11 protein-coding genes are annotated in these 12,669 nt (G+C 63.7%); 6 read left to right on the forward strand and 5 right to left on the reverse strand.

Annotated features, from left to right (window positions below; all coding sequences use genetic code 11):
• The first annotated feature begins 18 nt into the window (after positions 1-18).
• Positions 19-1,299: an FAD/NAD(P)-binding oxidoreductase gene (locus tag ACNFCI_RS04525; RefSeq protein ID WP_368828716.1), complete on the forward strand. Its 1,281-nt coding sequence runs from the start codon at positions 19-21 to the stop codon at positions 1,297-1,299.
• Positions 1,296-2,114 carry a sulfite exporter TauE/SafE family protein gene (locus tag ACNFCI_RS04530; RefSeq protein WP_084855245.1) on the forward strand — a complete coding sequence of 273 codons (819 nt, stop codon included), beginning with the start codon at positions 1,296-1,298 and terminating at the stop codon, positions 2,112-2,114. The genes ACNFCI_RS04525 and ACNFCI_RS04530 overlap by 4 nt, the downstream gene beginning before the upstream one ends.
• On the opposite strand, the gene ACNFCI_RS04535 is transcribed toward ACNFCI_RS04530, so the two are convergent.
• A complete protein-coding gene (locus ACNFCI_RS04535; protein WP_084855244.1) occupies positions 2,103-2,990 on the reverse strand; it encodes a LysR family transcriptional regulator in 888 nt (295 codons plus the stop codon). The genes ACNFCI_RS04530 and ACNFCI_RS04535 overlap by 12 nt on opposite strands.
• Before the next feature lie 176 nt (positions 2,991-3,166).
• On the opposite strand from ACNFCI_RS04535, the gene ACNFCI_RS04540 reads away from it, so the two are divergent.
• Together ACNFCI_RS04540 and ACNFCI_RS04545 are read left to right on the forward strand one after the other, a co-directional pair.
• Positions 3,167-4,816: a GMC family oxidoreductase gene (locus tag ACNFCI_RS04540; protein ID WP_368828715.1), complete on the forward strand. Its 1,650-nt coding sequence runs from the start codon at positions 3,167-3,169 to the stop codon at positions 4,814-4,816.
• A gap of 96 nt (positions 4,817-4,912) precedes the next feature.
• On the forward strand, positions 4,913-6,535 hold the full coding sequence (locus ACNFCI_RS04545; RefSeq protein ID WP_368828714.1) for an MFS transporter: 1,623 nt from the start codon (positions 4,913-4,915) through the stop codon (positions 6,533-6,535).
• A gap of 194 nt (positions 6,536-6,729) precedes the next feature.
• Here the strand turns inward: ACNFCI_RS04545 and ACNFCI_RS04550 are convergent, their stop codons facing one another.
• From ACNFCI_RS04550 to glyQ, 4 genes are all read right to left on the reverse strand, one after another.
• The gene (locus tag ACNFCI_RS04550; protein WP_084855241.1) at positions 6,730-7,500 is read right to left on the reverse strand and encodes a lysophospholipid acyltransferase family protein; all 771 of its coding nucleotides are present in this window, start codon (positions 7,498-7,500) and stop codon (positions 6,730-6,732) included.
• Between the two features lie 64 nt (positions 7,501-7,564).
• The gene (gene gmhB / locus ACNFCI_RS04555; protein WP_084855240.1) at positions 7,565-8,092 is read right to left on the reverse strand and encodes a D-glycero-beta-D-manno-heptose 1,7-bisphosphate 7-phosphatase; all 528 of its coding nucleotides are present in this window, start codon (positions 8,090-8,092) and stop codon (positions 7,565-7,567) included.
• 3 nt (positions 8,093-8,095) lie between these two features.
• Complete coding sequence (gene glyS, locus ACNFCI_RS04560; RefSeq protein WP_084855239.1) at positions 8,096-10,150, reverse strand: glycine--tRNA ligase subunit beta; 2,055 nt, start codon at positions 10,148-10,150, stop codon at positions 8,096-8,098.
• Positions 10,147-11,094 carry a glycine--tRNA ligase subunit alpha gene (glyQ, locus tag ACNFCI_RS04565; protein ID WP_084855238.1) on the reverse strand — a complete coding sequence of 316 codons (948 nt, stop codon included), beginning with the start codon at positions 11,092-11,094 and terminating at the stop codon, positions 10,147-10,149. Before glyQ ends, glyS begins: the two co-directional genes overlap by 4 nt.
• Before the next feature lie 87 nt (positions 11,095-11,181).
• On the opposite strand from glyQ, the gene ACNFCI_RS04570 reads away from it, so the two are divergent.
• Together ACNFCI_RS04570 and ACNFCI_RS04575 are read left to right on the forward strand one after the other, a co-directional pair.
• The gene (locus ACNFCI_RS04570; RefSeq protein WP_084855237.1) at positions 11,182-11,733 is read left to right on the forward strand and encodes a DNA-3-methyladenine glycosylase I; all 552 of its coding nucleotides are present in this window, start codon (positions 11,182-11,184) and stop codon (positions 11,731-11,733) included.
• Between the two features lie 41 nt (positions 11,734-11,774).
• Entirely contained in the window at positions 11,775-12,662 is an 888-nt protein-coding gene (locus tag ACNFCI_RS04575; RefSeq protein WP_084855236.1) for a lysophospholipid acyltransferase, read from the forward strand.
• The last annotated feature ends 7 nt before the right edge of the window (positions 12,663-12,669 follow it).

Consider the following 12,669-nt stretch of genomic DNA (forward strand, 5'->3'; position numbering starts at 1 on the left):
AGATTCGAGGAAACCGCCATGCCTGCCCTGCTGTCCCCTGCCGATACGTCCCGTGCCGACCATCACAAAGTGGTGATCGTCGGTGCCGGTGCTGCCGGTATCGCCACCGCCTCGAGCCTGATCGCCCGTGACCCTTCCCTGGACGTCGCCCTGGTCGATCCAGCCGATGTGCACTATTACCAGCCTGGCTGGACCATGGTCGGTGCCGGTGTGTTCACGGCGCCGAGCACGGCTCGCACCATGGCCTCGACCATTCCCCGTGGGGTGCGTTGGATCAAGGCGCGGGTCGAAGGCTTCGACCCCCACGCGCAGTTGGTCACCTTGGAAGATGGTCGTGCCATCAGCTATGAGCAATTGGTGGTTTGCCCAGGCCTCAAGCTGGATTGGAGCGCCATCGAAGGGCTGAACGAAACCCTGGGCCGCAACGGCGTGACGTCCAATTACCGCTACGACCTGGCGCCTTATACCTGGCAATTGGTGCAAACGCTCAAGCAAGGCCGTGCGCTGTTCACCCAGCCGCCGATGCCAATCAAGTGCGCGGGTGCGCCACAGAAGGCGCTGTACTTGTCGTGTGACCACTGGTTGCGCCAAGGGCACCTGGGCGCAATCAAGCCCAGCTTCTTCAACGCTGGTGCGGTGTTGTTCGGTGTTGCCGACTATGTGCCCGCGCTCATGGCCTATATCGACAAGTACGGTGTCGACCTCAACTATTCCCATCGCCTGGTGGCGGTGGATGGGCCGAACAAGCGCGCTACCTTCGTGCGCACGCTGGCAGACGGTAGCAGCGAAACCCGGGTCGAGGCCTTCGACATGCTCCATGTGGTGCCGCCACAGGTCGCGCCGGACTTCATTCGGCAAAGCCCGCTGGCCGACGCCGCCGGTTGGGTGGAGGTGGACCCGGCGACCTTGCGCCACCGCCGATTCGCCAATATCCACGCGCTGGGGGACGTCACCAATACCAGCAACGCCAAGACCGCCGCGGCCGCGCGCAAGCAGGCACCGGTAGTCGCCAATAACGTGCTGGTGGCCCTTGGGCGCTTGGCTACGCTGGCCCAATACGATGGCTACGGCTCCTGCCCGTTGACGGTCGAGCGAGGCAAGATCGTGCTTGCCGAATTCACCTACGGCGGCAAGGTGGCGCCGAGTTTTCCTCGCTGGTTGCTTGACGGGCGCCAGCCCACGCGCCTGGCCTGGTTGCTCAAGGCACGGATACTGCCGCCGTTGTACTGGAAGGGAATGCTCAAGGGCCGCGAGTGGTTGGCGCGGCCACAACCCTTGGTAGTCGAGGCTGGGCAGTGATCGAACAGCAACTTGTTGGTGCTGTGTTGGGGGCTTCTATTGGCGCTGTACTGGCCTTGACGGGAGCCGGTGGCGGCATCCTCGCCGTGCCCTTGCTGGTGTTCGGCCTGGGGCTGTCGATGGTCGAAGCGGCTCCCATCGGCTTGCTCGCCGTGGGTTTGGCGGCGGCGGTCGGAGCGGTGTTGGGGTTGCGCCAGGGCCTGGTGCGCTACCGCGCGGCAATGTTCATCGCGGCTATCGGCGTGGTCGCAGCGCCGTTCGGCTTGATGTTGGCCCATCGCTTGCCGAACACCCCGCTCGCGCTCGTGTTCGCCGGGGTGCTGGTCTATGCCTGCCTGCGTATTTGGCGCAAGGCGAACCGTGAGTTGCGCGGCGAACCAGCCTGCGGTGAGCGGCAGATCATGCCCTGCGTGCTCAACCCTCTGCAGGGGCGGTTGCGCTGGACCCTCCCCTGCGCCCGCGCACTGGCGTTCACTGGCGTGCTGGCGGGGCTGCTGTCCGGCTTGCTGGGTGTTGGCGGTGGCTTCGTCATCATCCCGGCCTTGAACCGCTACACCAACTTGGACATGAAGAGCATCGTCGCCACATCGCTGGCCGTGATCGCCCTGGTCTCCGTGGGCAGCGTAGCCAGCGCCAGCCTGGCTGGCGTCATGCATTGGGCAGTAGGCGCGCCGTTCGCCGTGGGTGCCGTGCTCGGTCTGCTGCTGGCGCGCCCCTTGGCGAGCAAGCTGGCCGGGCCGCGCCTGCAGCAATTGTTCGCCGTGACCGGCATCGGCGCGGCGCTGTTGCTGGCGGGCAAGGCGCTAGTCGGCTAGCAGCTCGGCCTGCTGCGCGTTGCACAGCGCCAGCAGGTAGTCCCAGACCACCCGCAGACGTACCGACTTGTGCAGTTCCCGGCGCGTACAGATCCAGTAGCTGCGCTGGATGGTTTCGCTGGGTAATACGCGAACCAGCGCAGGATCATGCCGCGCCATGTAGTTGGGCAGCACGGCAATGCCCAGCCCGGCACGGGCGGCTTGTTGCTGGGCGATCACGCTGGTGCTGCGGAATACCACGTTGGGCGCACGGCAGAAGCTGTTGAGAAACAGCAGTTCCTGGCTGAACAGCAGGTCATCGACGTAACCGATCCAGCTGTGCCGGGCCAGGTCTTCACGGTTACGCAGCGGCGGTGCCCGGTCCAGGTACGCCTGGCTGGCATACAGGGCCAGGCGGTAGTCGGTGAGCTTGCGCGTGATCAACAGGTCGGCGCTGGGCCGTTCCAGGTGGATGCTGATTTCCGCCTCCCGGTTGAGAATGCTGACGAAGCGCGGCACCGCCACCAACTCAACCTCGAGCCCCGGGTAGCGTTCGAACAGCGCATTCATGCGCGGGGTGAAGAACATGATGCCGATGCCTTCGGTGACGCCGAGACGGATCTTGCCCAGCGGCGTGATGGCCTGGGTGATTTCCTCCTGGGCGAGCAGGGCCACGTTTTCCATGGCTTCGGCATGCTTGAGCAGGGCCTGGCCGGAGGGTGTGAGTTCGTAGCCCTGAGCGTGCTGGACGAACAGCGCGGTGCCCAGGCTCTGCTCGATGTTCTCGATATGCCGGGCGACCGTGCTGTGGGTGGTGTTGAGGCGTTTGGCGGCGGTCAGCAGCCGGCCGCTGCGCTGCAACTCGAGGAAGTACCGCAGATCATTCCAGTCGAACATGCTGTTCCCTGTGAATTTGGGGCTTCACTGCCCCCCTGTGTGAGCGGGCGGTATTACGGCTCCGGTAGGCGTTGCGCTAAAACGCACAGCGGCTGCGCGAAATTTCGTGTTTCGTCAGCGAAATTAATCAATAAGATGGTCCTCGACAAGAATAAAAATCAGGCGCGAGGTTTCACATGCCATCAGCCGATTCTGTCTTCGACTATGTGGTCGTCGGTGCCGGCCCCGCCGGCTGCCTGCTGGCCAACCGCTTGTCTGCCGACCCCTCCTGTCGCGTCCTGTTGCTCGAAGCGGGTGGGCCTGACAATTACCCTTGGATTCACATTCCCGTCGGCTACCTGCGCTGCATCGGCAACCCACGTACCGACTGGTGCTTCAACACCGAGGCGCAGCCAGGCCTGGGCGGGCGCAGCCTGGGCTACCCGCGGGGCAGGGTGCTGGGCGGCTGCTCTTCGATCAACGGCATGATCTACATGCGCGGCCAGGCCGCCGACTACGACCGCTGGGCCGAGCAAGGCAACGATGGCTGGGCGTGGAAGGACGTACTGCCATTGTTCAAGGCCAGCGAGCGCCATTTCGCCGGCGCCAGCGACAGCCATGGTGGCGAGGGGGAATGGCGGGTCGAGCAGCAACGCTACAGCTGGCCGATCCTGGATGCCTTCCGCGACGCCGCCGAGCAGAGCGGCATTGCCAAGGTCACGGACTTCAACACCGGCGACAATGCCGGCTGTGGATATTTTCAGGTCAACCAGCGCAGTGGCGTGCGCTGGAATGCTTCCAAGGCCTTCCTGCGGCCAGTGCAGGCGCGCCCCAACCTGACCGTGCTCACCGGCGTGCAGGTCGACCAGGTGATCCTGGACAACACCCGCGCCAAGGCCGTGAAGGCGCACTGGCAAGGCGCCTGGCATGCGTTCAAGGCGCAGCGGGAGATCATTCTTTGCGCAGGCTCCGTGGGTTCGCCCGGGATTCTCCAGCGTTCAGGCATCGGCCCGCGCAAGCTGCTCGAGGGTCTTGGAATCGGCGTGCGTCATGAGCTGCCCGGTGTGGGTGGCAACCTGCAGGATCACCTGCAATTGCGCCTGATCTACCAGGTGCGCAACACCCGTACGCTCAACCAGATGGCCAACAGCCTCTGGGGCAAGATGGAGATGGGCCTGCGCTATCTCTATGACCGCAGTGGCCCGTTGGCCATGGCGCCAAGCCAGCTGGGTGCGTTCGTTCGCTCCGGGCCGGAGCAGGCCACCGCCAACCTGCAGTATCACGTCCAGCCCCTGTCGCTGGAGCGCTTCGGCGAGCCGTTGCATCGTTTTGCCGCGTTTACCGCGTCAGTGTGCAATCTACGCCCCGCGAGCCGTGGCCGTGTGGACATCCGCTCTGCCGACATGCTCGCCGCGCCCCTGATCGACCCCAACTACCTGAGCGACCCCGAGGACCTGCGTGTGGCCGCCGATGCCATCCGCCTCACGCGGCGTATCGTACAGGCCCCTGCCCTGGCGGCGTTCGACCCTCGTGAATACCTGCCAGGTCCTGCCCTGCAGACCGAGGCGCAATTGCACGAGGCTGCCGGCAGGATCGGCACCACCATCTTCCACCCGGTTGGCACCTGCCGCATGGGCTCAGGCCCGCTGGACGTTGTGGATAACCAGCTGCGCGTCCATGGAATACCGGGCTTGCGCATAGCCGACGCCTCGATCATGCCGCAGATCGTCTCGGGCAATACCTGTTCACCCACACTGATGATCGCCGAGAAGGCGGCTCAACTGATCCGAAACGGGAGCCCCACACAGACCAACCTCAACGACCTGAACGCGATACCGACGCCCTGACCCGGGTGCGTGCAACACCGGCGGCTCGCGGTCAGAAGCCGCCGACAGTGGAAAACAACAATAATCACTGTGGCCTGCGGGCCGAGGACAGCAACGATGTCGGATTACATCCAAGAGCAAGGCACGGCAGCCAGCACGGTCAGCCGACGTGAGGAACGCAAGATCATTTTCGCGTCATCCCTCGGGACGGTGTTCGAGTGGTATGACTTTTTTCTCTATGGCGCCCTGGCTGCGGTCATCAGCAAGCAGTTCTTTGCTGGAGTGAACGACACCACGGCGTTCATCTTCGCCTTGATGGCGTTCGCCGCAGGCTTTTTGGTGCGGCCATTCGGTGCGCTGGTGTTCGGTCGGCTGGGTGACATGATCGGGCGCAAGTACACCTTCCTGGTGACCATCGTGCTGATGGGGCTTTCTACCTTCGCCGTTGGTTTGCTGCCGACCTACGCCAGCATCGGCATCGCCGCGCCGATCATCCTGGTGCTGCTGCGCATGCTCCAAGGCCTGGCCCTGGGCGGCGAATACGGTGGCGCGGCGACCTATGTGGCCGAGCACGCCCCGCCCGGCAAGCGGGGTTTCCATACCGGTTTCATTCAGTCCACCGCCACCCTTGGCTTGCTGCTTTCGCTGGTGGTCGTGCTGGGCAGCCGCTATGTCAGTGGCGACCAGTTCGAGACCTGGGGCTGGCGCTTGCCGTTCCTGCTGTCGATCGTCCTGCTGGCCATCTCCACCTGGATCCGCATGAGCATGGAAGAGTCACCAGCCTTCGTGAAAATGAAGGCCCAGGGTAAGGTCAGCAAGTCGCCGATTCGCGAGTCCTTCACCTCCTGGCCCAACCTCAAGGTGGTGCTCACCGCCCTGTTCAGCATCAATGCCGGCCAGGCCGTGACCTTCTATACCGCGCAGTTCTACGTGCTGTTCTTCCTGACCCAGATGCTCAAGATGGACCCGGCCCAGGCGAACACGCTGTTGATCATCAGCGTGGTGATCGGCGCGCCGTTCTTCGTGTTCTTCGGCTGGTTGTCCGACCGGGTGGGCCGCAAGCCGATCCTGATGATCGGCCTGCTGCTGGCCACCGTACTGTATTTCCCGATGTTCAAGGCCCTGAGCCATTACGCCAACCCGCAGATCGCTGCGGCCAGCCAGCAGGCTCCGATCGTCGTGACAGCTGACCCGCAGGGCTGCACCTTCCAGTTCGACCCGGTCGGCAAGGCACGCTTCGACAGCCCCTGCGACAAGGTCAAGACGTTCCTGGTCAAGCAGGGCCTGCCCTACAGCTCGGTGGATGCCCCTGCGGGCGACCCGGTGGTGGTGAGTATCGGCGAGCAGCACATCGATGGTTTCGACGAAGCGGCCATGCGCATGGCCATCGAAGAAGCGGGGTACCCGGCCAAGGCGGACCCGGCGAGCGTCAACCAAGTGATGGTGGTGGTGCTGATCGTCGCCATGATCCTTATCGCCACGATGACCTACGGGCCGTTGGCGGCGGTGATGGTCGAGCTGTTCCCGACCCGCATCCGCTACACCTCCATGTCGCTGCCGTATCACATCGGCAATGGCTGGTTCGGCGGCCTCCTGCCTACCGTGTCGTTCGCACTGGTGGTGTATACCGGGGATATCTTCTATGGGCTGTGGTATCCAGTGTTGATCACCGGAGTGAGCCTGGTGGTGGGGATCTTCTGCTTGAAGGAGACCAAGGATGTGGATATCGACAAGGTTTGAAAGCTGACGCGTGTGGGCGCTTGAATCCCAGGTACAAAAAAACCGGCGTAAAAGCCGGTTTTTTTATGCCGCGAAAAAACTTATGCACGATTTTCAGAAAAAGGTCATACAAAGAAATAAACAGCTAAATCAATTACTTAGCTCACTTTTCAAGGTATTGATCCAAAACTTGCTCACACGTTATCCACAGATCGTCAGGCGCTCTGCTGTGCAGGATTTTCTGCCACCGGTGGCAGCGAACCCATGGCCCGCTGGGCTGCTTCGTTCCAGGCCTGGGCGCGGTCGTTGAGCTCGGCGATGGCACGTGGGCCGGTACCGACCGGGTACATCGGCTCGCCGATCACCACCTCGATGGTGCCTGGACGCTTGCCCCAGCCTTCCCGTGGCCAGAACTTGCCGGCGTTATGGGCAATCGGCAGTACCGGCAAGCCCGCATTCACCGCCAGTGCGGTGCCGCCTCGAGAGAATTTGCCGACCTGGCCATGGGGTACGCGGGTGCCTTCCGGGAAGATCAGCACCCACACGCCCTGCTTGAGCAACTCGTCGCCCTTGCTGGCGACTTGGCGCAGGGCTTCCTTGGGGTTCTTCCGGTCGATGGCGATGGGCCGCAGCATGGCCATGGCCCAACCGAAGAACGGCACGTACAGCAGCTCGCGCTTGAGCACCTGGCTCAATGGCGAGAAGTAGGCCGACAGGAAGAACGTTTCCCAGGTGCTCTGGTGGTTCGACAGGATCACGCAGGGTTCCTTGGGGACGTTCTCGGCCCCGGTGACCTTGTAACGAATCCCCAGAATCACTCGCGCCAGGAACACAGCGCAGCGGCACCAGTACACGTTGATGAAGCGATAGCGCTTGTGAAACGGCAGGAACGGCGCGACGAAGAAGCTCAGCGAGCACCACAGCAGCGAACTGGTGCCCAACAGCAGGTAAAAAAGAAAGATTCTGATCGCCTGCAGGATCGACATAGTGGCATGTACCGTTGCGGGGCGTGCCCGCCTAAGGAAAAGTGCGCCACGGTGGGCGCACTGCTTAAATTAGTGCTCTGGCGATGGCTGCCAGATCGTCGAAAATCAAAGTGCCTTGAGGGACGCCTTTCTCCAGCGTTCGCTCACCTTTGCCGGTCTTCACCAGCACAGGTTGTGCATCGACGGCCAGGGCGGCCTCCAGGTCACCTTTACTATCGCCGACAAACCACACGCCGGCCAGGGCCACCTGGTAATGCTCGGCGATCGCCCGCAGCATGCCAGGCTTGGGCTTGCGGCAATCGCAACCGTCGTCCGGCCCGTGCGGGCAATGCACGATGTAACCCACCTCGCCGCCCTGCTCGGCCACCAGCGCGCGCAGGCGCGCGTGCATGGCCTCGAGGGTTGCCAGCGGGTAGTAGCCGCGGGCAATGCCGGACTGGTTGGTGGCCACGGCCACCGTCCAGCCCGCCTTGCTCAACTGCGCGATGGCCTCGATCGAGCCGGGAATGGGCACCCACTCCTCCAGCGACTTGATATAGGCGTCCGAGTCGTAGTTGATCACGCCGTCCCGATCAAGAATCAGCAGTTTCAAGGCTTACCCCAGCAGCGAAATGTCGGCCACGCCCAGGAACAGGCCGCGCAGGCGGCTGAGCAGGGCATAACGGTTGGCGCGTACCTTGGCATCCTCGGCGTTGACCATCACCGCCTCGAAGAAGGCGTCGACCGGGTCACGCAGGGCAGCCAGGCGGGCCAGCGACTCGCTGTACTGGCGCGCGGCGGCCATCGGCTGCACGGCCTGGTCGGCCTGCTGGATGGCCGAATACAGCGAGAACTCGTTGGCGTTGTCGAAGTACTTCGGCTCGACCTGCTCGGCGATCGCGCCTTCGGCCTTGCTCAGCAGGTTCGAGACGCGCTTGTTCACCGCCGCCAGGGCCTCGGCTTCCGGCAGCTTGCGGAAGGCCTGCACGGCCTGTACGCGCTGGTCGAAGTCCAGGGCCGAGCCCGGTTTCAGGGCACGTACCGACAGGTAGGTGGCGACGTCGATGCCTTCATCCTCGTAGCGCGCGCGCAGGCGGTCGAAGACGAACTCCAGTACCTGCTCGGACAGGCCCGCGGCCTTGACCTTGCTGCCGTACTGCTTGACCGCGAACTCGACTGCAGTGGTCAGGTCCAGGTCCAGCTGCTTCTCGATCAGGATGCGCAGCACGCCCAGGGCGGCGCGACGCAACGCGTACGGGTCCTTGCTGCCGGTGGGCAGCATGCCGATGCCGAAGATGCCGACCAGGGTGTCGAGCTTGTCGGCGATGGCCACGGCAGCACCGGTCAGGGTCTGCGGCAGCTCGGCGCCAGCACCGCGCGGCATGTACTGCTCGTTCAGCGCCAGGGCGACGTCTTCGGGCTCGCCATCGTTGAGTGCGTAGTAGTAGCCGGCCACACCCTGCATCTCAGGGAACTCGCCGACCATCTCGGTGGCCAGGTCGCACTTGGACAGCAGGCCGGCACGACCGGCGCGCTGGGCGTCGCCGCCGATCAGCGGGGCGATGAACGCAGCCAGCTTGGAAACCCGCTCGGCCTTGTCGTAGACAGTACCCAGCTGGGCCTGGAACACGACGTTCTTCAAGCGCTCGTTGAAGGTTTCCAGCGGTTGCTTCTTGTCTTGCTTGAAGAAGAACTCGGCGTCTGTCAGGCGTGGGCGCACGACCTTCTCGTTGCCCTGCACGATCTGCTTCGGGTCGCGGCTCTCGACGTTGGCCACGGTAATGAAGCGCGGCAGCAGCTTGCCTTCGCTGTCCAGCAGGCAGAAGTATTTCTGGTTGTCCTGCATGGTGGTGATCAGGGCTTCCTGCGGTACCTCCAGGAAACGTTCCTCGAACGAGCACACCAACGGCACCGGCCATTCGACCAGGGCAGTCACTTCATCCAGCAGTGCAGGCGGCACGATGGCCGAGCCTTCCTGTTGCATGGCCAGTTCCGCGGTGCGCTTGGCGATCAGCTCGCGACGCTCGGCGAAGTCAGCCAGGACGTAGGCCTTGCGCAGGTCTTCGACGTAGTTGGCCGGGGTGGTGATGAGCACGTTTTCCGGGTGGTGGAAACGGTGGCCGCGGGATTCGCGACCGGCCTGCTGGGCCAGGATGGTGCAGTCGACGACCTGGTCGCCGAGCAGCATCACCAGCCACTGGGTCGGGCGCACGAACTCTTCACGGCTGGCGCCCCAGTGCATGCGCTTGGGGATCGGCAGGTCGTTGAGCGAGTCTTCGACGATGGTCGGCAGCAGGCTGGCGGTGGCCTTGCCCGGGATGTGCTGGGAGAAGCGCAGCTTGGCGCCGCTCTGGTCGATCTCGGCCAGCTCCACGCCGCACTTCTTGGCGAAGCCCAGGGCGGCCTGGGTCGGGTTGCCTTCGGCGTCGAAGGCCGCCTGGCGGGGTGGGCCGTCGATGTTGATGCTGCGATCGGGCTGCTGCACGTCCAGCTGGCGGATCAGCACGGCCAGGCGGCGGGGAGCGGCATACACCTGCTTGCCGGTGTAGTTCAGGCCAGCGGCCTGCAGGCCTTTCTCGATGCCGGCCAGGAAGGCGTCGCCGAGGCTGGCGAGGGCCTTGGGTGGCAGCTCTTCGGTGCCCAGTTCAACCAGGAAATCTTGAGCACTCATTGTGCAGCCTCCAGCTTAGCCAACACTTCGTCACGCAGTTCAGGGGTAGCCATCGGGAAGCCCAGGCGTGCGCGGGCTTGCAGGTAGCTTTGCGCCACGTCCCGGGCCAGGGTACGCACGCGCAGGATGTAGCGCTGACGCTCGGTCACCGAGATGGCGCGGCGGGCGTCGAGCAGGTTGAAGGTGTGCGATGCCTTCAGGACCATTTCGTAGGTCGGCAGCGGCAGCTCCAGCTTGATCAGGCGGTTGGCTTCGCTTTCGTAGAAATCGAACAGTTCGAACAGCTTCTCGACGTTGGCGTGTTCGAAGTTGTAGGTCGACTGCTCCACTTCGTTCTGGTGGAACACGTCGCCATAGGTGACCTTGCCGAACGGGCCGTCGGCCCAGACCAGGTCATAGACCGAGTCCACGCCTTGGATGTACATGGCCAGGCGCTCGAGGCCATAGGTGATTTCGCCGGTGACCGGGAAGCACTCGATGCCGCCGACCTGCTGGAAGTAGGTGAACTGGGTCACTTCCATGCCATTGAGCCAGATTTCCCAACCCAGGCCCCAGGCGCCGAGGGTCGGCGATTCCCAGTTGTCTTCGACGAAGCGGATGTCATGGACCAGCGGGTCCAGGCCGATCGCCTTCAGCGAGCCGAGGTACAGCTCCTGGAAATTGGCCGGGTTCGGCTTGAGCACCACCTGGAACTGGTAGTAGTGCTGCAGGCGGTTGGGGTTTTCGCCATACCGCCCGTCGGTTGGGCGACGGCTGGGCTGCACATAGGCAGCGTTCCAGGTTTCCGGGCCGACGGCACGCAGGAAAGTGGCGGTGTGGAAAGTGCCGGCGCCTACTTCCATATCGTAGGGCTGAAGCACCACACAACCTTGCTCGGCCCAGTACTGCTGCAGGGCGAGGATCAGGTCTTGGAAGGTACGCACGGCTGGCGTAGGCTGGCTCACGAAATTCACCTGTATCTGGGGATGCGGATGTAAAGAGCGGGAGTATAACCTGATTCGCCTCGCCCTCTACTCATGGAATGGAGCCTTATGCCACGCTGCTTCTGGTGTACCGACGATCCGTTGTACCAGGCCTATCATGACCAGGAGTGGGGAACGCCGCAGCGAGACCCGGCGTTGCTCTTCGAGATGCTTTTGCTCGAAGGGTTCCAGGCCGGGCTCTCATGGATCACCGTATTGAAGAAGCGCGAGCGCTACCGCCAGGTGTTGCACGGCTTCGACCCGGTGCAACTGGCCCAGATGAGCGACGAACGGATCGAGGAGCTGATGCTCGATGCCGGCATCATCCGCAACCGCCTCAAGCTCAAGGCCGCCCGGCGCAATGCCCAGGCCTGGCTGGCTGTGGATAACCCCAGCCAGTGGCTGTGGTCGTTCGTGGGCGGTGAGCCGAAGGTCAACCACTTCACCAGCCGCAGCGAAGTGCCGGCGGTCACCGACGAGGCCAAGGCCATGAGCAAGGCCTTGCAGAAGGCCGGCTTCACCTTCGTGGGCCCCACCATCTGCTACGCCTTCATGCAGGCCACCGGCATGGTCATGGACCACACCACCGACTGCGATCGCTACGCCGCGCTGGTGCGCTGAAGCGTTACAATGCCCGCCTTGCAGAAATAAGGAATCGGCCTGTGGAAAAATTCAAAGGCGCCCTGATGGTCGGGGTGCTGCGACTGTTCGCCAAGCTGCCCTGGGGTGCTGTGCAGCGCGTCGGCGCGGGGATCGGCTGGCTCATGTGGAAGGTCCCCAACGGTTCGCGCAACGTGGTGCGCATCAACCTGGCCAAGTGCTTCCCGGAGATGGACGCTGCCGAGCGTGAAAAGCTCGTGGGCCGTGCGCTGATGGACATCGGCAAGTCCTTCGTGGAAAGCGCCTGCGCCTGGATCTGGCCGCCGCAGCGTTCGCTGGATCTGGTCAAGGAAGTGCATGGTCTGGAGGTGCTGGAACAGGCCCTGGCCTCGGGCAAGGGCGTGGTGGGGATCACCAGCCACCTGGGTAACTGGGAAGTGCTGAACCACTTCTATTGCAGCCAGTGCAAGCCGATCATCTTCTACCGCCCGCCCAAGCTCAAGGCTGTGGATGACCTGCTGCGCGAGCAGCGGGTGCAGATGGGCAACCGCGTGGCGCCTTCGACCAAGGAAGGCATCCTCAGCGTGATCAAGGAAGTGCGTCGTGGCGGCCAGGTGGGGATCCCGGCCGACCCGGAGCCGGCCGAGTCGGCGGGCGTGTTCGTGCCGTTCCTCGGCACCCAGGCGCTGACCAGCAAGTTCGTGCCGAACATGCTTGCCGGCGGCAAGGCTGTCGGCGTGTTCCTGCATGCCCTGCGCCTGCCGGACGGGTCGGGTTTCAAGGTGTTCCTGGAGGCGGCGCCCGAGGAGATGTACAGCGAGGATGTGACCGTGTCGGCGGCGGCCATGAGCAAGGTGGTGGAGCGTTATGTGCGCGAGTACCCGAGCCAGTACATGTGGAGCATGAAGCGCTTCAAGAAGCGCCCTGCGGGCGAAGCGCGCTGGTATTGAGAGTTTG

This window comes from Pseudomonas sp. NY15356, from assembly GCF_048068175.1.
GTDB lineage: Bacteria > Pseudomonadota > Gammaproteobacteria > Pseudomonadales > Pseudomonadaceae > Aquipseudomonas > Aquipseudomonas putida_K.

Bases quoted from the DNA above. Each gene is read 5' to 3' on its own strand.
- ACNFCI_RS04525 (WP_368828716.1), top strand. From the start codon at position 19: ATGCCTGCCCTGCTGTCCCCTGCCGATACGTCCCGTGCCGACCATCAC.
- ACNFCI_RS04535 (WP_084855244.1), bottom strand. From the start codon at position 2,990: ATGTTCGACTGGAATGATCTGCGGTACTTCCTCGAGTTGCAGCGCAGC.
- ACNFCI_RS04540 (WP_368828715.1), top strand. From the start codon at position 3,167: ATGCCATCAGCCGATTCTGTCTTCGACTATGTGGTCGTCGGTGCCGGC.
- ACNFCI_RS04545 (WP_368828714.1), top strand. From the start codon at position 4,913: ATGTCGGATTACATCCAAGAGCAAGGCACGGCAGCCAGCACGGTCAGC.
- ACNFCI_RS04550 (WP_084855241.1), bottom strand. From the start codon at position 7,500: ATGTCGATCCTGCAGGCGATCAGAATCTTTCTTTTTTACCTGCTGTTG.
- glyS (WP_084855239.1), bottom strand. From the start codon at position 10,150: ATGAGTGCTCAAGATTTCCTGGTTGAACTGGGCACCGAAGAGCTGCCA.
- ACNFCI_RS04570 (WP_084855237.1), top strand. From the start codon at position 11,182: ATGCCACGCTGCTTCTGGTGTACCGACGATCCGTTGTACCAGGCCTAT.